This is a genomic window from Janthinobacterium sp. GW822-FHT07A03, assembly GCF_058798815.1.
In genome coordinates, this window is the sequence record NZ_JBXAKW010000001.1 from 473151 (window position 1) to 492641 (window position 19491).

At 60.9% G+C, this 19491-nt stretch carries 17 protein-coding genes; 12 read left to right on the forward strand and 5 right to left on the reverse strand.

What is annotated here, in order from left to right; all coding sequences use genetic code 11:
* Positions 1 to 116: 116 nt before the first annotated feature.
* From acnA to AC1RJW_RS02145, 4 genes are all read right to left on the reverse strand, one after another.
* The gene (gene acnA, locus AC1RJW_RS02130) at positions 117 to 2837 is read right to left on the reverse strand and encodes an aconitate hydratase AcnA (protein WP_086136316.1); all 2721 of its coding nucleotides are present in this window, start codon (positions 2835 to 2837) and stop codon (positions 117 to 119) included.
* A gap of 85 nt (positions 2838 to 2922) precedes the next feature.
* Positions 2923 to 3474, reverse strand: a complete 552-nt coding sequence (locus AC1RJW_RS02135) for a hypothetical protein (protein WP_493043077.1) — start codon at positions 3472 to 3474, stop codon at positions 2923 to 2925.
* 13 nt (positions 3475 to 3487) lie between these two features.
* The gene (locus AC1RJW_RS02140; RefSeq protein WP_493043079.1) at positions 3488 to 4486 is read right to left on the reverse strand and encodes an HpcH/HpaI aldolase/citrate lyase family protein; all 999 of its coding nucleotides are present in this window, start codon (positions 4484 to 4486) and stop codon (positions 3488 to 3490) included.
* A 110-nt stretch (positions 4487 to 4596) separates the two neighbouring features.
* On the reverse strand, positions 4597 to 5586 hold the full coding sequence (locus AC1RJW_RS02145; protein ID WP_230542180.1) for a malate dehydrogenase: 990 nt from the start codon (positions 5584 to 5586) through the stop codon (positions 4597 to 4599).
* Between the two features lie 305 nt (positions 5587 to 5891).
* Here AC1RJW_RS02145 and AC1RJW_RS02150 point away from each other — a divergent pair, with 305 nt between their 5' ends.
* The 9 genes from AC1RJW_RS02150 (at position 5892) to AC1RJW_RS02190 (ending at position 13433) form a co-directional block, all read left to right on the forward strand.
* Positions 5892 to 6776 (forward strand): GntR family transcriptional regulator, encoded by an 885-nt coding sequence (locus tag AC1RJW_RS02150; RefSeq protein WP_493043082.1) that lies wholly within the window; start codon positions 5892 to 5894, stop codon positions 6774 to 6776.
* Positions 6777 to 7082: 306 nt separating this feature from the next.
* The gene (sdhC, locus tag AC1RJW_RS02155; protein ID WP_034752080.1) at positions 7083 to 7505 is read left to right on the forward strand and encodes a succinate dehydrogenase, cytochrome b556 subunit; all 423 of its coding nucleotides are present in this window, start codon (positions 7083 to 7085) and stop codon (positions 7503 to 7505) included.
* 2 nt (positions 7506 to 7507) lie between these two features.
* Complete coding sequence (gene sdhD / locus AC1RJW_RS02160) at positions 7508 to 7873, forward strand: succinate dehydrogenase, hydrophobic membrane anchor protein (protein ID WP_034752078.1); 366 nt, start codon at positions 7508 to 7510, stop codon at positions 7871 to 7873.
* Between the two features lie 2 nt (positions 7874 to 7875).
* Positions 7876 to 9657 carry a succinate dehydrogenase flavoprotein subunit gene (gene sdhA / locus AC1RJW_RS02165; protein ID WP_230542178.1) on the forward strand — a complete coding sequence of 594 codons (1782 nt, stop codon included), beginning with the start codon at positions 7876 to 7878 and terminating at the stop codon, positions 9655 to 9657.
* 9 nt (positions 9658 to 9666) lie between these two features.
* Positions 9667 to 10377 (forward strand): succinate dehydrogenase iron-sulfur subunit, encoded by a 711-nt coding sequence (locus AC1RJW_RS02170; protein ID WP_034752075.1) that lies wholly within the window; start codon positions 9667 to 9669, stop codon positions 10375 to 10377.
* A gap of 117 nt (positions 10378 to 10494) precedes the next feature.
* Positions 10495 to 10776: an FAD assembly factor SdhE gene (locus AC1RJW_RS02175; RefSeq protein ID WP_034752073.1), complete on the forward strand. Its 282-nt coding sequence runs from the start codon at positions 10495 to 10497 to the stop codon at positions 10774 to 10776.
* Between the two features lie 121 nt (positions 10777 to 10897).
* Positions 10898 to 12199, forward strand: a complete 1302-nt coding sequence (gltA, locus tag AC1RJW_RS02180) for a citrate synthase (protein WP_034752071.1) — start codon at positions 10898 to 10900, stop codon at positions 12197 to 12199.
* A 124-nt stretch (positions 12200 to 12323) separates the two neighbouring features.
* Positions 12324 to 12665: a winged helix-turn-helix transcriptional regulator gene (locus AC1RJW_RS02185; RefSeq protein ID WP_493043084.1), complete on the forward strand. Its 342-nt coding sequence runs from the start codon at positions 12324 to 12326 to the stop codon at positions 12663 to 12665.
* Between the two features lie 225 nt (positions 12666 to 12890).
* Positions 12891 to 13433 carry an NAD(P)H-dependent oxidoreductase gene (locus AC1RJW_RS02190; RefSeq protein ID WP_493043085.1) on the forward strand — a complete coding sequence of 181 codons (543 nt, stop codon included), beginning with the start codon at positions 12891 to 12893 and terminating at the stop codon, positions 13431 to 13433.
* Positions 13434 to 13449: 16 nt separating this feature from the next.
* Here AC1RJW_RS02190 and AC1RJW_RS02195 read toward each other — a convergent pair whose 3' ends face one another.
* Positions 13450 to 13905, reverse strand: coding sequence for an MBL fold metallo-hydrolase (locus tag AC1RJW_RS02195; protein ID WP_493043087.1), 456 nt, complete (start codon positions 13903 to 13905; stop codon positions 13450 to 13452).
* Between the two features lie 116 nt (positions 13906 to 14021).
* Between AC1RJW_RS02195 and AC1RJW_RS02200 the strand changes: the two genes are divergently transcribed.
* From AC1RJW_RS02200 to odhB, 3 genes are all read left to right on the forward strand, one after another.
* Entirely contained in the window at positions 14022 to 14996 is a 975-nt protein-coding gene (locus AC1RJW_RS02200; RefSeq protein ID WP_493043089.1) for a LysR family transcriptional regulator, read from the forward strand.
* 257 nt (positions 14997 to 15253) lie between these two features.
* On the forward strand, positions 15254 to 18106 hold the full coding sequence (locus AC1RJW_RS02205; protein ID WP_077407368.1) for a 2-oxoglutarate dehydrogenase E1 component: 2853 nt from the start codon (positions 15254 to 15256) through the stop codon (positions 18104 to 18106).
* A gap of 112 nt (positions 18107 to 18218) precedes the next feature.
* A complete protein-coding gene (odhB, locus tag AC1RJW_RS02210) occupies positions 18219 to 19475 on the forward strand; it encodes a 2-oxoglutarate dehydrogenase complex dihydrolipoyllysine-residue succinyltransferase (protein WP_493043092.1) in 1257 nt (418 codons plus the stop codon).
* The last annotated feature ends 16 nt before the right edge of the window (positions 19476 to 19491 follow it).

A 19491-nucleotide genomic window follows, 5' to 3' on the forward strand; every position in this document is an offset into this window, starting at 1 on the left:
TAAGCTGTCCCTAGATCATGCCGATAGTCGAAATTTCAAGGAAAAACGGGTGCTGCGGGCGAAAAAAAAGCGCCGGTCGGAACCGGCGCTTTTATCTTACCTCACAGCTGGGCTGATTACTCGGCCAGCAATTGACGCAACACGAATGGCAGGATACCGCCGTGCTTGTAGTAATCGACTTCGATCGGCGTATCGATGCGCAGCAGGACCTTGACTTCCTGGCTGCTGCCGTCGGCGCGGTGGATCACCAGGGTAGCCAGTTGCTGTGGCTTGATTTCGCCTTCCAGGCCTTTCAGGTCGAAGGTTTCATTGCCGGTGATGCCCAGCGTCTGCACGCTGTCGTCGCCGATGAATTGCAGCGGCAGCACGCCCATGCCCACCAGGTTCGAGCGGTGGATGCGCTCGAACGAACGGGTGATCACGGCTTTCACGCCCAGCAGCTGGGTGCCCTTGGCGGCCCAGTCGCGCGACGAGCCCGTACCGTACTCTTCGCCGCCGAAGACCATGGTTGGCGTGCCTTCAGCAACATATTTCATCGCTGCATCGTAGATTGACATCTGTTCGCCGGAAGGCTGGTGAATCGTGATGCCGCCTTCGACCGCCGAACCGTCTGCCTTGGCAGGGATCATGCGGTTCTTGATACGCACGTTGGCGAACGTGCCGCGCATCATGATTTCATGGTTGCCGCGGCGCGAACCGTAGGAGTTGAAGTCCGCTTTCAGGACGCCGTTTTCCTTCAGCCACTTGCCTGCAGGACCGTTTTCCTGGATCGAGCCAGCTGGCGAGATGTGGTCGGTGGTGATGGAATCGCCGAACACGCCCAGTGCGCGCGCGCCTTCGATGCCGGTGGCCACTGCCGCTGGCGTCATCGAGAAGTTGTCGAAGAACGGTGGTTCAGCGATGTAGGTCGACTTCGGCCAGTTGTAGACTTGACCCGACACGGTGGTGACTTTTTCCCACAGCTTGCCTGGCGCGCCTTTGACGTCGGCGTAGTTGTCCTTGAACACCTTGGCGTTCATGGCGAACTTCATCATGGCCGACACTTCAGCCGAGGTCGGCCAGATGTCGCCCAGGTAGATGTCCTTGCCGCCCTTGCCCTTGCCGACAGGTTCCGTCATCAGGTCGCGCGTCATGTTGCCGGCGATGGCGTAGGCGACGACCAGCGGTGGCGAAGCCAGGAAGTTCGAGCGGATGTTCGGGTGAATACGCGCTTCGAAGTTACGGTTGCCCGACAGCACGGCCGACGCGACGATGTCGTGCGTGGCAATCGCTGCGTTCAGCTCGGGCGTCAGGTCGCCCGCATTGCCGATACAGGTGGTGCAGCCGTAGGCGGTCACGCCGAAGCCCAGTTTTTCCAGGTAGGGCAGCAGGCCGGCAGCGGTCAGGTACTCGGTCACGACGCGCGAGCCAGGGGCCAGCGAGGTCTTGATGTGTGGCGCGACCTTCAGGCCGGCTTCCACGGCTTTCTTGGCCAGCAGGCCGGCAGCCAGCATCACGCTCGGGTTCGAGGTGTTGGTGCACGAGGTGATCGCGGCGATCAGCACGTCGCCGTTCGACACTTTCACGCCGTTCGTCGTTTCGTACACGGCAGCCAGGTCGGCCGGATTCTTGTTGAAGCCGTTTTCGGTCGTCGGCTTGGCGAACAGCTCGGCGAAGTTGGCCTTGACGTTGCCGATTTCGATACGGTCTTGCGGGCGTTTCGGGCCAGCCAGCGACGGAGCGACCGACGCCAGGTCCAGTTCCACCACGCGGGTGTAGTCGATGTCGCCCGCTTTTGGCACGCCGAACAGGTTTTGCGCCTTGAAGTAGCCTTCGAACGCGGCGATTTCAGCCTTGCTGCGGCCGGTGCCCTTGAAGTAATCGATGGTCGCTTCGTCGACGGGGAAGAAGCCCATGGTCGCGCCGTATTCCGGTGCCATGTTGGCGATCGTCGCGCGGTCCGTCAGGGTCAGCGATTCGGTGCCTTCGCCGAAGAATTCGACGAATTTGCCGACGACTTTTTCCTTGCGCAGCAATTCGGTGATGGTCAGGACCAGGTCGGTGGCGGTGCAGCCTTCGCGCAGCGCGCCGGACAGGTTCACGCCGATGACGTCCGGCGTCAGGAAGTAGACCGGCTGGCCCAGCATGCCGGCTTCCGCCTCGATGCCGCCCACGCCCCAGCCGACCACGCCGATGCCGTTGATCATGGTGGTGTGCGAGTCGGTGCCGACCAGGGTGTCAGGGTAGTACACGTCGCCGGCTTTCTTGCCTGCGTGGTGCACGCCGCGTGCCAGGTATTCCAGGTTGACCTGGTGGACGATGCCGAAGCCTGGTGGCACGACGCCGAAGGTGTCGAATGCCTGCATGCCCCATTTCATGAACTGGTAACGCTCGTTGTTACGCGAGAATTCCAGTTTCATGTTCAGATCCAGCGCTTTCTTTTCGCGGTAGTGATCGATGGTGACCGAGTGGTCGACCACCAGGTCGACCGGTACCAGCGGTTCGATCTTCTTGGCGTTGATGCCCATCTTGGCGGCCACGTTGCGCATGGCGGCCAGGTCGGCCAGCAATGGTACGCCGGTGAAGTCTTGCAGCACGACGCGCGCCACTACGAACGGGATCTCGTCGGTGCGCTCGGCGGTCGGGCCCCAGCTCGCCAATTGCTTGACGTGTTCTTCGGTGACTTTTTTGCCGTCGCAGTTACGCAATACCGATTCGAGCACGATGCGAATCGACACTGGCAGGCGGGAGACATTGATGCCCAGGCTTTTTTCTAGCGCAGGCAGGGAGTACAGCTTGCCCTTCTTGCTATCCGAAATATTAAAGTCCTTGAGCGTGTTCAGAGTGTTGCGGGACATGACCTCTCCTTGTTGGGTATCGTCTTATTGATTATTCAAATTACAAAACATGACTGAGCCCCCGAAGAGGCCCTTGCTACGCACATCAGCCGCCGGTCGCCGGCAGCACGCCCAGCGATGGCGCGGCTTCCACCACTGCCGCCGGCTTGGCTTGCTCCGCATCCTTGCATTCATTGGCCAGCTGGCGGCCCTGCTTGGAATCGAGCAGCATGCCTTTGGCCGGGATGCCGATCCAGACGAGACCATACAAACGGTTCTCGAAGCGGTTGGCGCCGGTGGTGGTGCCAACGCGGCTCAGGCGGTGCAGGCGCTTCTTCCAGCGCAGGGCGATGTGTTTGTCGTCAGTAGCATTGGTGTAGATGGTAATTTTATTACCAAGTTCACAATTGAAATCGGTGGAAGCTGAGCCCGCGGTGTCCGGCTCATCGGACTCTTCCTTGTCGGCAACCGACATGGCCAGCGGATGCGCTTCCTTGGTGGCGGGTTTGGCCTTGGTGGTCTTGGCCTTGGCCTTAGGCTTGGCCTTGACTGCCTTGGGATTTGCCTCTGCCGTGGCAGCGAAGCTGGCCGGCGCCAGCGTGAGGGTCATGGCGCCCAGCGCGACGCTGCAGGCAATGGCTAATTTGGAGAGGGACATCGTGTAATTCCTGTCAGTTTTCAGTGGTGCTGGAAGAGGGGGTGTTGAGTAATGCAGCGGCCGCCTCGGGCAGGCCGAGGCCTGCCAGTTTGGCGCGTTGCAAAACGGTCCAATAATATCGGTAGCTGGCGCGGTCGTGCAAGCGGCCATTTTGCGCAATCGGTCCCCAGTTGGCGCGCAGCGCTTCATTCAGGATGTTGCTGGCCTCGTTGACTTCGGACAGGCGCGGCGTAAAGGCCTTGATGATGGGCTTGATCTGGTCCGGGTGGATGCTCCACATGCGCGTGTAGCCGAACTCGGCCGTAGCGCGTTGGGCGTCGTTGGCCACCACGGCCGAATCGCGCACGTCCGTCGTCACGTTATGCGACGGCACCTTGCCGTGCGCATGGCAGGCGGCGGCCACTTCCAGCTTGGCGCGCACCACCAGCGGGTGCGTGAACTGGCCCGGCGTGCGCATGGCGGCGGCGGGAATGGCGCCGTAGTGGGCCGAGACGAAATCCATGATGCCGAAGGACAGGCATTCGACCTGGGGCAGGGCGGCGATCGCGTAGGCGTCGCGCAGCGCGCCGTGCGTTTCGATCAGGATATGCACGGGCAGGTTGTCGCGGCCGGCGCGGCGCGCGTGCAGGTTGATCAGGTCGATGGCCAGCATGGCGTCCTGCACGCCGGCCACCTTGGGCACGGCGATATAGGCCAGGCGCGATGCGGCGCTGCAGATGATTTCCACGTCGCGCGCGAAAAACGGGCTGTCGACGTCGTGCACGCGCACGCCGATGCGGTTGAACTGGTTGTCGTCGCTGGCCAGCAGGCCGGCGATCATCAGGGCGTGGGATTCTTCATTGCCGGCGCTGGCGCCGTCTTCGCAGTCGAACGTGATGTCGAACAGGGGGCCAAGCTCTTGTTGCAAAGCAATCGATTTACGCATCAGCTTTTCAGAGCCGGCGTAGTGGTCGCAAGCGGCGAGCAACAGCGGCTGGCGTTTGCCTTGGAATAAAACCTCGGAAGGGTGCATGCTTAAGGCATTTCTGCAGGTAAAAACTACTTGAGAAAACAGCCGCGCCGCGAATCTTGCGGAGCGGCCTTCTTGGCGGGCGGCGCATTGCCGCGCCGCCAATACTGGATTTATGCCAGCAGGTGTTTCACGCCTTCGCGCTCTTCGGTCAGTTCTTTCAGGGTCAGGTTGATGCGCTCTTGCGAGAATGCATCGATTTCCAGACCTTGAACGATGGTGTACTCACCGTTGTCGGTGGTAACCGGGAAGCCGAACACGGTGCCTTCAGGAATGCCGTACGAACCATCCGAAGGAACGCCCATGGTGGTCCACTTGCCGTTGGTGCCCAGCATCCAGTCATGGATGTGGTCGATGGCGGCGTTCGCTGCCGACGCTGCCGACGACAGGCCGCGCGCTTCGATGATGGCCGCGCCGCGCTTGCCGACGGTTGGCAGGAAGGTGTTGGCGTTCCATTCCTGATCGTTGATCAGATCCTTGACAGCCTTGCCGTTCACGGTGGCGAAGCGGTAGTCGGCGTACATGGTTGGCGAGTGGTTGCCCCAGACGGTCAGTTTTTCGATGTCTTTCACGGCGGTGCCGGTCTTGGCAGCGACTTGCGACAGCGCGCGGTTGTGGTCCAGGCGCAGCATGGCGGTGAAGTTTTTCGCTGGCAGCGATGGTGCCGATTTCATGGCGATGTAGGCGTTGGTGTTGGCAGGGTTGCCGACCACCAGCACTTTGACGTTGCGCGAAGCGACGGCGTCGAGCGCCTTGCCTTGCACCGTGAAGATCTGGGCATTCGCTTCCAGCAGGTCCTTGCGTTCCATGCCTGGGCCGCGTGGGCGCGCGCCAACCAGTACGGCCACGTCGACATCCTTGAATGCCGTCAGCGGGTCGGAGTGGGCGGTCATTTCCGTCAGCAGCGGGAATGCGCAATCGTCGATTTCCATCATCACGCCCTTGAGCGCCTTCTGGGCTTTTTCGTCCGGGATTTCAAGCAGTTGCAAGATGACAGGCTGGTCTTTGCCGAGCATGTCGCCATTGGCGATGCGGAACAACAGGGCGTAGCCGATCTGGCCGGCGGCGCCGGTCACTGCAACACGCATTGGGGTTTTAGCCATGATGAATCTCCAAAAATGGGAAAGAAAACGGGCTTGAAGCTGGGCTTACGCTTATCCGGAAAAACTATAATGATACCAAAACCGGCCCGCGCCACCGAATTGCTGGTGTACGCCGCCGTCACGCTTGTGCTGCACGAGGCCAGAGTGGCTGGCCGACAACATAAAACGCTGGCTCACAAGTTTTATCGAAGGCAGTTTAGGCCTCCGATCTGTATCTGTCAATCATATCTTATGTCTTATATAAGACAGATAACTACATGTGTTTTACTGGACGCGGGCAGTGATTTGTGTTGAAATGTCGGACTATGAATTCCGCCTCGTCCAATCTGACCAACAATGCCACTGCTGCAAGCGGGGCGGTCAGTCCGACCGCGGGCACCCCGGCCACGCCCGTTACTGCGGCGGCCAGTACGCCAGTCACCGTGACGGCCGCCAGCAATACCACTGCGCCGGCCGTGCCTGCAGTCACTGCTTCGCCCACCTTCAGTCCCCTGTATCAGCAGATCAAGGCGCTCATCACGCAGAGCCTGCAATCGGGCGAATGGAAGCCGGGCGAGCTGATTCCCAGCGAAGTCGAGCTGGCCGGCCGCTTCAAGGTCAGCCAGGGCACGGTGCGCAAGGCCATCGACGAGCTGGCCGCCGAGAATCTTGTCATGCGCCGCCAGGGCAAGGGCACTTTCGTGTCCACCCACCATGAGGCGCGCGCGCATTTCCGCTTCCTGCGCCTGGTGCCGGATGAAGGCGTGCCGCATTATCCCGAAAGCAAATTCATTGAAGTCAAGCGCGTGCGCGCGCCGGCCGACGTGGCGCGCCTGATGGACCTGAAGTCCGGCGATGCCGTGATCTTCATCAAGCGCGTGCAGTATTTCGACGGCGTGCCGACCATCGTCGAGGAGCTGTGGCTGCCCGGCCTGATCTTCAAGGGCCTGACGGCCGAGCGCCTGGTGGAGTACAAGGGCCCCATGTACGGCCTGTTCGAGACGGAATTCGGCACGCGCATGATCCGCGCGTCCGAGCAGATCCGCGCCGTGTGTGCCGACGCGGGCGCCGCGCAATTGTTAAATATCGACCTCGGCACGCCCTTGCTCAGTTCCGAGCGCGTGTCGTTTACCTACGGCGACAAGCCCGTCGAACTGCGCCGGGGCTTGTACCTGACCAGTCGCCATCATTATCAGAATGAACTCAGCTGAAGCGGCGGGGCACCCATCGGTGCCCGGACAAGCAGCAAGGCTGAAGTGCATCGCTTGCAAGATGCCTGCCGCAAGGCGGGCAACGGAGACAACGGAAAGCGCAGCGACAGCATGGCCCGCCCCGGCGGGCCGTGTTTTGCCGGCGATTCTGTAATTAAATTACGTGAACTACGGAAAGTAGCGCGGTATTTTGTAGTAAAAAACCATTTTGGTTATATGTAACAATAGATATTGGTATGGGTTGCGAAAATCGGCGAAAATCGCGGCTTCAATATTTAGTTGAAATTCAAAGGGGAGGTTTTTGTTATGTCTGAAGCCGTAAGAGAAGTACCAAAAAAAGAACGGCCGCAATTCCGTAACATTCATGTTACCGAATTGTCGAACTACCGCATGGCTGTCGGCGCCATCGTCTCGATCCTGCATCGCATCAGCGGTTTCATCATTTTCGCCTTGCTGCCATGCATCTTGTACATGCTGGAACTGAGCCTGCGTTCCGAAATGTCCTATGCCTACTTCCAGGGCATCGCCTCGCACTGGTTCGTCAAGCTGATCACCCTGGGCCTGGTCTGGGCCTTCCTGCACCACTTCTGCGCCGGTATCCGTCACCTGTTCATGGATGTGCACGTTGCCATCGAGAAAGATTCGGCCCGCAAGACCGCGTCGTCCGTGCTGGTCGTGAGCCTGGTGTTGACGGCCCTGGTCGCTTTGAAACTGTTTGGAGTATTTTAAACATGGCAGACAATAATATCGGACCGAAACGCCTCGTCGTCGGTGCCCATTACGGCTTGCGCGACTGGCTGGCGCAACGCGTCACCGCCATCGTCATGGTGGCATATGTTGCCATCCTGCTTATTTCTTTCTTGACTGGCAGCAACTTCAGCTATGAAGGCTGGGCTGGTCTGTTCGCACAGCAGTGGTTTAAATTGTTCAGCCTGGTGACCTTCGTCGCCCTGTTCTACCACGCATGGGTCGGCGTACGCGACATCTGGATGGACTACGTGAAAAGCGCTGGCCTCCGTCTGACCCTGCAAATTGCCACCATGCTGTGGTTGATCGCTTGTGCCGGCTGGACGGTACAGATACTCTGGAGTGTGTAATCGTGGCAGCATATAAATCTGCAATCCCTACCCGCCGCTTTGACGCGGTAATCGTTGGCGCCGGCGGTTCCGGCATGCGCGCGTCGTTGCAGTTGGCTGAAGCCGGCCTGAACGTCGCAGTTCTGTCGAAAGTCTTCCCGACCCGCTCGCACACCGTGGCGGCGCAGGGCGGTATCGGCGCGTCGCTCGGCAACATGGCCGAAGACAACTGGTTCTGGCACATGTTCGACACCGTCAAGGGCGGCGACTATCTGGGCGACCAGGATGCGATCGAATTCATGTGCCGCGAAGCACCGAAAGTCGTGTACGAACTGGAACACTTCGGGATGCCATTCGACCGCAACCCTGACGGCACCATCTATCAGCGTCCGTTCGGCGGCCACACGGCCCACTTCGGCGAAAAGCCGGTGCAGCGCGCTTGCGCGGCAGCCGACCGTACCGGTCACGCCCTGTTGCACACCCTGTACCAGCGCAACGTGCGCGCGCGTACGCACTTCTTCGTCGAATGGATGGCACTCGACCTGATCCGTGACGCCGAAGGCGACGTGATCGGTGTTGTTGCGCTGGAAATGGAAACCGGCGAATGCATGATCCTGGAAGCAAAGACGACGGTCATGGCAACGGGCGGCGCAGGTCGCATCTTCGCCGCGTCGACCAACGCCTTCATCAACACTGGCGACGGCATGGGCATGGCGGCACGCGCCGGCCTGCCGCTGCAGGACATGGAATTCTGGCAGTTCCACCCGACCGGCGTGGCCGGCGCGGGCGTATTGATCACCGAAGGCGTGCGCGGCGAAGGCGGCATCCTGATCAATAGCGAAGGCGAACGCTTCATGGAGCGCTATGCGCCGACCCTGAAGGATCTGGCGCCGCGCGACTTCGTTTCGCGTTCGATGGATCAGGAAATCAAGGAAGGCCGCGGCTGCGGTCCGAACAAGGACCACGTGATGCTGGACCTGCGCCATATCGGCGCCGACACCATCGCCAAGCGCCTGCCGTCGATCTTGGAAATCGGCCACAAGTTCGCCAACGTCGACGCCACCAAGGAACCGATTCCTGTCGTGCCGACGATTCACTACCAGATGGGCGGCATCCCGACGAACATCCACGGCCAGGTCGTCACCCCGACCGGTCCGGATAATTCGGCCAAGGTCGTCAACGGCCTGTACGCGATCGGCGAATGCGCCTGTGTCTCCGTGCACGGCGCCAACCGCCTGGGCACGAACTCGCTGCTCGACCTGGTGGTCTTCGGCCGCGCGGCCGGCAACCACATCGTCAACAGCGGCCTGAAAGCCAAGGAAAACAAGCCGTTGCCAGCCGACGCTGCCGATTTCGCCATGGGCCGCCTGCAGCGCCTGGAAAACTCGACCGGCACGGAAACCGTGCAGGGCGTGGCGAACGACATCCGCGCAACGATGCAGAAGTACTGCGGCGTGTTCCGTACCGACGAGATGCTGAACAAGGGCGTCGAAGAAATCATGAAGCTCGACGAGCGCCGCAAGCACGTCTCCTTCAAGGATAAATCGATGGTCTTCAACACGGCCCGCGTGGAAGCGCTGGAGCTGGACAACCTGATCGAAACGGCGAAAGCGACCATCGTTTCGGCAGCAGCGCGCAAGGAATCGCGCGGCGCCCACGCCCAGGACGACCATCCGCAACGTGACGACGACAACTGGATGAAGCACACTCTGTGGTATTCGGAAGGCAACCGACTGGAATACAAGCCAGTCGTGACCAAGCCGCTGACGGTTGATACCTTCAAACCGAAACCACGTACTTTCTAAGGCTATACCATGGCACGCACTCTCAAATTCAAAATCTACCGCTACGATCCTGACCAGGATGCCAAGCCGTACATGCAAGACCTGACGGTCGAACTGAAAGACACCGACAAGATGCTGCTCGACGCACTGCAGCGCATCAAGGCGGACGTCGACGACTCGCTGGCCCTGCGCCGCTCGTGCCGCGAAGGCGTGTGCGGTTCGGACGCGATGAACATCAACGGCAAGAACGGCCTGGCATGCACCACCAACCTGAACGAACTGTCGGAGCCTATCGTGCTGCGTCCGTTGCCAGGTTTGCCGGTCATCCGCGACCTGATCGTCGACATGACGCAATTTTTCAAGCAGTACGATTCGATCAAGCCTTTCCTGATCAACGATTCGATCCCGCCTGAAAAAGAACGCCTGCAGTCGCCGGAACAGCGCGAAGAACTCGATGGCCTGTACGAGTGCATCCTGTGCGCATGCTGCTCCACGTCGTGCCCGTCGTTCTGGTGGAATCCGGACAAGTTCGTCGGCCCGGCCGGCCTGCTGCAAGCCTACCGCTTCATCGCCGATTCGCGCGACGAAGCCACCGGTGCGCGTCTGGACAACCTGGAAGACCCGTACCGCCTGTTCCGCTGCCATTCGATCATGAACTGCGTCGACGTCTGCCCGAAAGGGTTGAACCCGAACAAGGCGATCGGCAAGATCAAGGAATTGATGGTCCGCCGCGCGATCTGATCCTCCTGATCGCGTCCGCCGGGCGCCGTTTGCCGGAAGAGGGTATCCTCTCTTGCCTGCAGGCGGCGCCTGCAAAGCAGCACCGTGCCGCAAGGCACACGTAAAGTGGTAAACCAAATGACAGAATCAATTTTGTCCTCGCATCAGGCCGACCCGGCCAACCGCGCCCGCCTGCGCTGGCGTTCACGCCGTGGCCTGCTGGAAAACGACATTATCCTGACCCGTTTTCTCGATGCGTATGAAACCGAATTGACCGATGAAGAAGTTGACGCGCTGACGCGTTTGCTGGATTTGTCGGACAATGCGTTAATGGATCTGGTACTGGCCCGTAAAGAGCCGGAAGGCGAAGTCGATCTGCCGCATGTGCGCGCACTGCTGCAACGACTGCGCATTGCCTAGACGCCTGGGCGATATATTGCAAACGGTGCGAGTGGCGCGCTGTAGCACTGCCGAATGCGGTGCGAATTGCAGCCAGAATTTTTGATTTTAATTTCGACTCACTCCCGAGAAGGAAGAGCCCATGAATATCTCTGACACAAAAGCTACCCTGTCGTTCTCCGATGGCAGCCCATCGCTTGAATTTCCAATCTACAAAGGCACGGTTGGCCCGGACGTCATCGACATCCGCAAACTGTACGCCGGTAGCGGCAAGTTCACCTACGACCCAGGCTTTATGTCGACGGCCGCCTGCAACTCGTCGATCACCTACATCGACGGCGACAAGGGCGAGCTGCTGTACCGTGGTTACCCGATCGAACAGTTGGCCGTCAACGCCGACTTCATGGAATCGTGCTACCTGCTGCTGAACGGCGAACTGCCGAATGCGGCGCAGAAAGCCAAGTTCGTCGACACCGTCACCAAGCACACGATGGTGCACGAACAGATGCAATTCTTCTTCCGCGGCTTCCGCCGCGATGCGCATCCGATGTCGGTCCTGGTGGGTACCGTTGGCGCGCTGGCATCGTTCTACCATGATTCGCTGGACATCAACGACCCGCGTCACCGCGAAGTGTCGGCCATCCGCCTGATCGCCAAGATGCCGACCCTGGTCGCCATGACTTACAAGTACTCGGTCGGCCAGCCGTTCGTGTACCCACGCAACGACCTGTCGTACAGCGCCAACTTCATGCACATGATGTTCGCCAACCCGTGCGAAGAGTACAAGGTCAACGACGTGCTGGTGCGCGCCCTGGACCGCATCCTGATCCTGCACGCGGACCACGAGCAGAACGCCTCGACTTCGACCGTCCGTCTGGCCGGTTCGTCGGGCGCCAACCCGTTCGCCTGTATCGCTGCCGGTATCGCCTGCCTGTGGGGCCCTGCCCACGGCGGCGCCAACGAAGCGGCACTGAACATGCTGAAGGAAATCGGCACCGTCGAGAACATCCCTGCCTTCATCGCGCAAGTCAAGGACAAGAACTCCGGCGTCAAGCTGATGGGCTTTGGCCACCGCGTGTACAAGAACTTCGATCCACGCGCCAAGCTGATGCGTGAAACCTGCTACGAAGTGCTGCAAGAACTGGGTCTGCAAGACGACCCGCTGTTCAAGCTGGCGATGGAACTGGAAAAGATTGCACTGAACGACGAATACTTCGTTTCGCGCAAACTGTACCCGAACGTCGACTTCTACTCGGGCATCGTGCAATCGGCGCTGGGCATCCCTGTGTCCCTGTTCACCGGTATCTTCGCTATGGCCCGTACGATCGGCTGGATCGCCCAGTGGAACGAAATGATCGCCGACCCAGAGCAAAAGATCGGCCGTCCGCGCCAGCTGTTCGTCGGTTCGACCACGCGCGAAGTACTGCCACTGGACAAGCGTTAATCCAGAGCGGTATCGAGCAAACAAAAAAACGGGCTTCGGCCCGTTTTTTTATGCGCGTGCTCGACGCAAGCCGGGGCCGCCGGGCTGTTATGCTCGTACTCTGACCAACAGGAAGCACAACGCGATGAATGAAGAAACCTGCGCCCCCAGCGGCGTGGCCCTCGGCGATACTGCATTTGGCTATACCTTGTCGCTGATCGGCGGCAAATACAAGATGTTGATCCTGTACGCGCTGGCGGAAAACAAGCTGCTGCGGCATAACGAACTCAAGCGCCATCTCGGCGGCATCGCCTTCAAGACCCTCAGCGTCGTGCTGAAGGAGCTGGAAGCGGACGCGCTGATCGTCCGCAAGGAGTATCCGCAAGTACCGCCCAAGGTGGAATACTCGCTCTCCAGCAAGGGGGGCTCGCTGATCCCTGTGCTGCATACCCTGTGCGAGTGGGGCGAGCGGCACCAGCCAGTCTGATACGGATGCACATGGCAAGGCGCTTTTCCACAGTCAAGTAACTTACTTTTTGTATGGTATGGGTAGTTAATGTGCGTACTTGTGAAAAGTACCCAGCATGGCTATGCTGTTTCTGCCCTTGGAAGCGCGCGGCGACGTGCGGCGCGCCATGGGGCAGGGCATCGGCTTGCCTGCTTTCCTGAGAAGGCTGGGCTGGTGCGTCCCTCTCATTTTCAGGAAAGCAGCATGATGAAAACCCTTGTGATCGTCTTCCATCCCTCCATCGCCACGTCGGTGGCCAACAAGCGCTGGCTGCAGGAGCTGGCGCGGTATCCGGAGCGCTACACCATCCACGACGTGCACCAGGCTTATCCGGATGGAAACATCGATGTGGCGCGGGAACAGGCGCTGGTGGCGGCGCACGCCAATGTGGTCTTGCAGTTCCCCGTGTACTGGTTCAGCTGCCCGCCCTTGCTGAAGCAGTGGCTCGACGAGGTGCTGGCGCATGGCTGGGCCTACGGCACGGGCGGCGATGCGTTCAAGGGCCGCAAGGTGGCGCTGGCTGTGACGGCCGGCATCCGCGAGGAGGACTTCACGCCGCAAGGCAAGTGGAACGTCACGCTGGCGCAGCTGCTGGCGCCGTTCGATGTCACCCTGGCGTATATCGGCGCCGACAACCGCCGTTTCTTTGCCTTCTATGGCGCGGAAGACGGGCCGAAGGAAACGGGCTATGCCGAGCGGCTGGGACGCAGCGCGCAAGAGTATGAGCGCTTCCTGGCCGCCTTGTAAGGCCGCTGGTGCAGCTTCAGTTCAAGGCCGCTTCCAGCTGGCGCAGCGCGACCTGCCTTCCCTCCAGCTGCAGGCTGCTGCCCTCATAGGGCTGGGGCATGACGATGCAGCGCGGCGCATTGTGCTTGAGGATGCCGCCCCAGTGGGCGACCCTGGCGCCGGCCTGGCGGCGGATCGCCTCGACCGTGGCGCCGCTGGCGAGGATGCGGGCTTGCGGAAAGGCTTGCCGCAGCACGCCCAGGCCGAAATAGGCTTGCGGTTCGGCCGCGCTGATATAGATGGTGATCAGGCGCTTGCCGCTGGCGGCGATGGTGTGCGCTAACTGCGCCGCATCGTCTCGCAGGAACTGGGCATTGACGAGGATGGCGTCGGCCACGCCGCTCAGCAGCAGCGACGTGGACGGTGCGCAGCCCAGCACATCCAGTTGGAAGGTTTCCAGGGTGCGGGAGGGGCGGGCGGCGCGTGCAAACATATTATTCTTTCTGCATTAGGTGCTCATGTCGCATATTATCCTTTCGACCAGGCGCGACAAATAGGGTAGATTGCAATACTTAGTTGCATGGATCGGATGAATCGAGGGAGTCGCGCATGGACCGTATCACCGCTGCACAAGTATTCGTCGCCATCGCCGAGCGTGGCAGCATGGTGGCCGCCAGCGAGGCGCTCGACATGTCGCGCGCCATGGTGACGCGCTACCTGGCCGAGATGGAGCAGTGGGCGGGGGGGCGCCTGCTGCACCGCACCACGCGCCGTTTGAGCCTGACGGATGCGGGCGAGGCCACCCTGGCGCGCTGCCGGCAGATGCTGGACGTGGCCGGCGCCATGGCCGTCACCTCGCCCGAGGGTCTCGACACGCCGCACGGCTTGCTGCGCATCACCTGTTCGCAATCGCTGGCGCAGACGGCGCTCGCTGGCGCAGTAACCGCTTACCTGCGGCGCTACCCGCGCGCCGCCGTCGACCTGCAGATGGAGAACCGCGCCGTCAACCTGGTGGAGCAGCGCATCGACCTGGCGATCCGCATCACGAACGCGCTCGAACCGAACCTGATCGCGCGCCAGCTGGCCAGCTGCGCCTCGGTGGTGTGCGCCGCACCATCGTATCTGGCCGTGCACGGCACGCCGCGCCGGGCGGAGGACCTGGCCCTGCACAACTGCCTGACCTATACGTATTTCGGCAAGAGCCTGTGGCAATTTACGCACGACGGGGAAGCGCTCACTGTCCCCGTCAGCGGCCGTTTGTCGGCGAATGAGTCGCTGGTCTTGCTGGTGGCCACGGTGGCGGGGGCGGGCATCGCCATGCAGCCGCGCTATTCGGCCGCGCCGCTGATCGCCAGCGGGCAGCTGGTGGAGCTCCTGCCCGCCTACCAGCCGCAGGACATGGGCATCTACGGTGTCTACACCTCGCGCCAGCACATGTCGCCGCTGCTGCGCACCATGCTCGACTTCCTGGTGGAGTGGTTTGCCGGCGATGCCGATTGGCTGGCGGCCATCGCGGCGGGGCCGTTGCCAGGCAGACCAGTTGGGCGCAAGCGGCACGCCGGCAGGGCCGCCGATGTGCTGTAAGCACAACAGTGACAGGCTTGCAAGCCCGGGGAAATCAACAACACAGCTTACATTTGCTTGCCAAATAAAATTCAACTTGCAGTTGTTGCGTTACAATACCGCGTGCTATTCTAAATGACGGTATGCAGAATGCTGGTGCAATAAAAAAGCCCTTCCCCACAACTTGATGTGCAATCCGCTAACCGGTCAGGCCGTGTCGCGGAAGGTTAGATTAACCCGCTAATTCCTCGCGAAGCGCGAAGAAAGGTGAGCAATATATGCAGCAATTAACGACCAACTCCTACCTGTTCGGTGGGAATGCTCCGTACGTGGAAGACCTGTACGAGGCGTATCTGAACAATCCAGGCTCGGTACCCGATAACTGGCGTTCCTACTTCGACGCAATGCAGCACGTGCCTGCCGTCGATGGCACCAACAAGCCTGACGTGGCGCATGCCTCCGTCGTCGCCTCGTTCGCCGAGCGCGCAAAAGCAGGTCCGATCCGCACAGTGACCGCTTCCTTCGATGCTGAAATGGGCCGCAAGCGCGTCGCCGCCACGCAGCTGATCGCCGCTTACCGCTACCTCGGTTCGCACTGGGCCAACCTGGATCCGCTGCAACGCCAGGAACGTCCGATGATCCCTGAGCTCGAGCCGAGCTTCTACGGTTTCACCGACGCGGACATGGACACCGTGTTCAACATCAGCAATACCTATTTTGGCCCCGAGACCGCCACCCTGCGCGATCTGCTGAACTATCTGCGCGATACCTACACGCGTTCGATCGGCGCCGAATTCATGTACATCTCCGACCCGGCCGAAAAGCGCTGGCTGCAGGAGAAACTGGAAGCGATCCGCTCCACCCCGAATTTCACCCCAGAGAAAAAAATCCACATCCTCGACCGCCTGACCGCGGCTGAAGGCCTGGAACGCTATCTGCACACCCGTTACGTGGGCCAGAAGCGCTTCTCCCTGGAAGGCGGCGAAACCTTCATCGCCTCGATGGATGAAACCATCCAGCGCGCCGGCGAAAAAGGCGTGCAGGAAATCGTGATCGGCATGGCCCACCGCGGCCGCCTGAACGTGCTGGTGAACACCCTGGGCAAGGCGCCGCAGGAACTGTTCGAAGAATTCGAAGGCAAGCATGGCGACGATCTGCCAGCCGGCGACGTGAAATACCATCAAGGCTTCTCGTCGGACATCTCCACCGCGGGCGGCCCGGTCCACCTGTCGCTGGCGTTCAACCCGTCGCACCTGGAAATCGTCAACCCTGTGGTCGAAGGTTCCGTCAAGGCCCGCATGGACCGCCGCGGCGACGCGCAGGGCGCGCAAGTGCTGCCTATCCTGGTGCACGGCGATGCCGCTTTCGCCGGCCAGGGCGTGGTCATGGAAACGCTGAATCTGGCGCAAACCCGTGGTTACCATACCGGCGGCACGGTGCATATCGTGATCAACAACCAGATCGGTTTCACCACCTCGGATCCGCGCGATGCCCGCTCGACCCTGTACTGCTCGGACGTCGTCAAGATGATCGAAGCACCGGTCCTGCACATCAACGCCGATGATCCGGAAGCCGTGGTGCTGGCGACGCAGATCGCGCTCGACTACCGCATGGAATTCAAGAAGGACATCGTCCTCGACATCATCTGCTACCGCAAGCTTGGCCACAACGAGCAAGATACGCCGGCACTGACGCAGCCACTGATGTACAAGAAGATCGGCCAGCATCCAGGCACCCGCAAGCTGTACGCGGACAAGCTGGTAGCGCAAGGCGTGATCCCTGCCGATGGCGGCGACAAGATGGTGGCCGCATTCCGCGACGCCATGGACGCCGGCAAGCACACCGTCGATCCGGTCATCTCGAACTTCAAGAACAAGTACGCCGTCGACTGGCTGCCGTTCCTGAACAAGAAATGGACCGATTCGGCCGACACCGCCGTGCCGATGACGGAACTGAAACGCCTGGCCACCCGCATCACCAGCGTGCCGGAAGACTTCAAGGTCCACTCGCTGGTGGAAAAAGTACTGGGCGACCGTGGCACCATGGGCCGTGGCGAAATGAACCTGGACTGGGGCATGGGCGAACACCTGGCCTACGCATCGCTGGTATCGTCCGGCTACGCCATCCGCCTGACGGGCCAGGATGCCGGCCGCGGCACCTTCGTGCACCGCCACGCCGTGCTGCATGACCAGAACCGCGAGCGTTGGGATGCCGGTACCTACATTCCGCTGCAAAACGTGTCGGACAACCAGGCACCGTTCACCGTCATCGACTCGGTGCTGTCCGAAGAAGCCGTACTGGCCTTCGAATACGGCTACTCGACCGCTGAACCGAACACCCTGACGATCTGGGAAGCCCAGTTCGGCGACTTCGCCAACGGCGCGCAAGTGGTGATCGACCAATTCATCAGCTCCGGCGAAGTGAAGTGGGGCCGCGCTTCGGGCCTGGTCATGATGCTGCCGCACGGTTACGAAGGCCAGGGTCCTGAGCACTCGTCCGCGCGTCCCGAGCGTTTCCTGCAGCTGTGCGCAGACAACAACATGCAAGTGGTGCAGCCGACGACGGCTTCGCAGATCTTCCATTTGCTGCGCCGCCAGATGGTGCGCCAGTTCCGCAAGCCGCTGGTCATCCTGACGCCGAAGTCGCTGCTGCGCAACAAGGATGCCGGTTCGCCGCTGACCGACCTGGCCAAGGGCGGTTTCCAGACCGTCATCGGCGAAGTCGACGACAAAATCGACGCCAAGAAAGTCAAGCGCGTGGTCGCCTGCTCGGGCAAGGTCTACTACGACCTGGTCAACGCACGCAAGACCCGCGGCCAGACCGACACGGCCATCGTGCGCCTGGAACAGCTGTATCCGTTCCCGCACAAGTCGTTCGCTGCCGAACTGAAGAAGTTCCCGAACCTGGTCGAAGTCGTCTGGGCGCAGGACGAGCCGCAAAACCAGGGCGCCTGGTTCCAGATCCAGCACAACATCTTCGAAGGCCTGGAATCGGGTCAGCGTCTGGCCTACGCCGGCCGCCCTGCCTCGGCGTCGCCTGCTGTCGGTTACTACGACAAGCACTACGCCCAGCAAAAAGACCTGCTGGAAACGGCATTCTCGAAGCTGAAAGGTTTTATCCTGACCAAGTAAGGATAACAGGCGCCGTGCGATTTGCATTGCGCCTGATCAACTAGATGATGACGGAGCGCCGCTCTTGCTACGCAGGGGCGGCGCCGCAATAACAAAATAAACGGAGTTTTACATGGCACAAATCGAAGTCAAAGTTCCCCAGTTGTCGGAATCGGTTGCAGAAGCGACCCTGCTGGCATGGCACAAGAAAGTCGGCGAAGCAGTTGCGCGCGACGAAAACATGATCGATATCGAAACCGATAAAGTAGTGCTGGAACTGCCGGCGCCAGCCGCTGGCGTGATCGTGCAGATCATCAAGGATAACGGCGCCACCGTCGTTGCCGGCGAAGTCATCGCCATCATCGATACCGACGGTTCGGCCAAGGTCAGCCCGATGGAAGTCTCCGCCGTGCCTGCGCCAGCCCTGGCTGCCGCCGCACAAGACGCTTCGACCGCTTCGGCGCCTGCCGCTGCGACCAAAGGCGATGTCGCCATGCCTGCCGCTGCCAAGATCCTGTCCGAAAAAGGCCTGTCCGCCGGCGACGTCGCCGGTTCGGGCAAAGACGGCCGCGTGACCAAGGGCGACGCCCTGGCCGCTTCCGCCAAGCCAGCTGTCGCGCCGCTGGCGCCAGCCGCTGCCAAGCCGGCGCTGCAACAAGTTGCTACGCCGTCGGCCGCCAATCTGGGCGACCGCCCTGAAGAGCGCGTGCCGATGAGCCGCCTGCGCGCACGTATCGCCGAGCGCCTGCTGCAATCGCAATCGACGAACGCCATCCTGACCACGTTCAATGAAGTGAACATGCAGCCGGTCATCGACCTGCGCAACAAGTACAAGGACAAGTTCGAGAAAGAGCACGGCGTCAAGCTGGGCTTCATGTCCTTCTTCGTCAAGGCCGCCGTCGCCGCCCTGAAAAAGTACCCGATCATCAACGCTTCCGTTGACGGCAACGACATCGTCTACCACGGCTACTTCGACATCGGCATCGCCGTCGGTTCGCCACGCGGCCTGGTCGTGCCTATCATCCGTAATGCGGACCAGCTGTCGATCGCCGACATCGAGAAAAAAATCGGTGAATTCGGCGCGAAAGCCAAGGAAGGCAAGCTGACCCTGGACGACCTGACGGGCGGCACGTTCTCGATCTCGAACGGCGGCACCTTCGGCTCCATGCTGTCGACCCCGATCATCAACCCGCCGCAATCGGCCATCCTGGGCGTGCATGCGACCAAGGACCGTGCCGTTGTCGAAAACGGCCAGATCGTGGTGCGTCCGATGAACTACCTGGCCATGTCCTACGACCACCGCATCATCGACGGCCGCGAAGCCGTCCTGGGCCTGGTGGCGATGAAAGAAGCGCTGGAAGATCCTGCACGCCTGCTGCTGGACCTGTAAGCACTGTAGTCCCCCG

Coding starts and splice junctions, on each gene's coding strand:
- acnA (WP_086136316.1), bottom strand. CDS start 2,837: ATGTCCCGCAACACTCTGAACACGCTCAAGGACTTTAATATTTCGGAT.
- AC1RJW_RS02150 (WP_493043082.1), top strand. CDS start 5,892: ATGAATTCCGCCTCGTCCAATCTGACCAACAATGCCACTGCTGCAAGC.
- AC1RJW_RS02200 (WP_493043089.1), top strand. CDS start 14,022: ATGGACCGTATCACCGCTGCACAAGTATTCGTCGCCATCGCCGAGCGT.
- AC1RJW_RS02185 (WP_493043084.1), top strand. CDS start 12,324: ATGAATGAAGAAACCTGCGCCCCCAGCGGCGTGGCCCTCGGCGATACT.
- AC1RJW_RS02140 (WP_493043079.1), bottom strand. CDS start 4,486: ATGCACCCTTCCGAGGTTTTATTCCAAGGCAAACGCCAGCCGCTGTTG.
- AC1RJW_RS02145 (WP_230542180.1), bottom strand. CDS start 5,586: ATGGCTAAAACCCCAATGCGTGTTGCAGTGACCGGCGCCGCCGGCCAG.
- AC1RJW_RS02205 (WP_077407368.1), top strand. CDS start 15,254: ATGCAGCAATTAACGACCAACTCCTACCTGTTCGGTGGGAATGCTCCG.
- AC1RJW_RS02195 (WP_493043087.1), bottom strand. CDS start 13,905: ATGTTTGCACGCGCCGCCCGCCCCTCCCGCACCCTGGAAACCTTCCAA.
- sdhC (WP_034752080.1), top strand. CDS start 7,083: ATGTCTGAAGCCGTAAGAGAAGTACCAAAAAAAGAACGGCCGCAATTC.
- sdhD (WP_034752078.1), top strand. CDS start 7,508: ATGGCAGACAATAATATCGGACCGAAACGCCTCGTCGTCGGTGCCCAT.
- AC1RJW_RS02175 (WP_034752073.1), top strand. CDS start 10,495: ATGACAGAATCAATTTTGTCCTCGCATCAGGCCGACCCGGCCAACCGC.
- AC1RJW_RS02135 (WP_493043077.1), bottom strand. CDS start 3,474: ATGTCCCTCTCCAAATTAGCCATTGCCTGCAGCGTCGCGCTGGGCGCC.
- gltA (WP_034752071.1), top strand. CDS start 10,898: ATGAATATCTCTGACACAAAAGCTACCCTGTCGTTCTCCGATGGCAGC.
- AC1RJW_RS02190 (WP_493043085.1), top strand. CDS start 12,891: ATGATGAAAACCCTTGTGATCGTCTTCCATCCCTCCATCGCCACGTCG.
- odhB (WP_493043092.1), top strand. CDS start 18,219: ATGGCACAAATCGAAGTCAAAGTTCCCCAGTTGTCGGAATCGGTTGCA.
- AC1RJW_RS02170 (WP_034752075.1), top strand. CDS start 9,667: ATGGCACGCACTCTCAAATTCAAAATCTACCGCTACGATCCTGACCAG.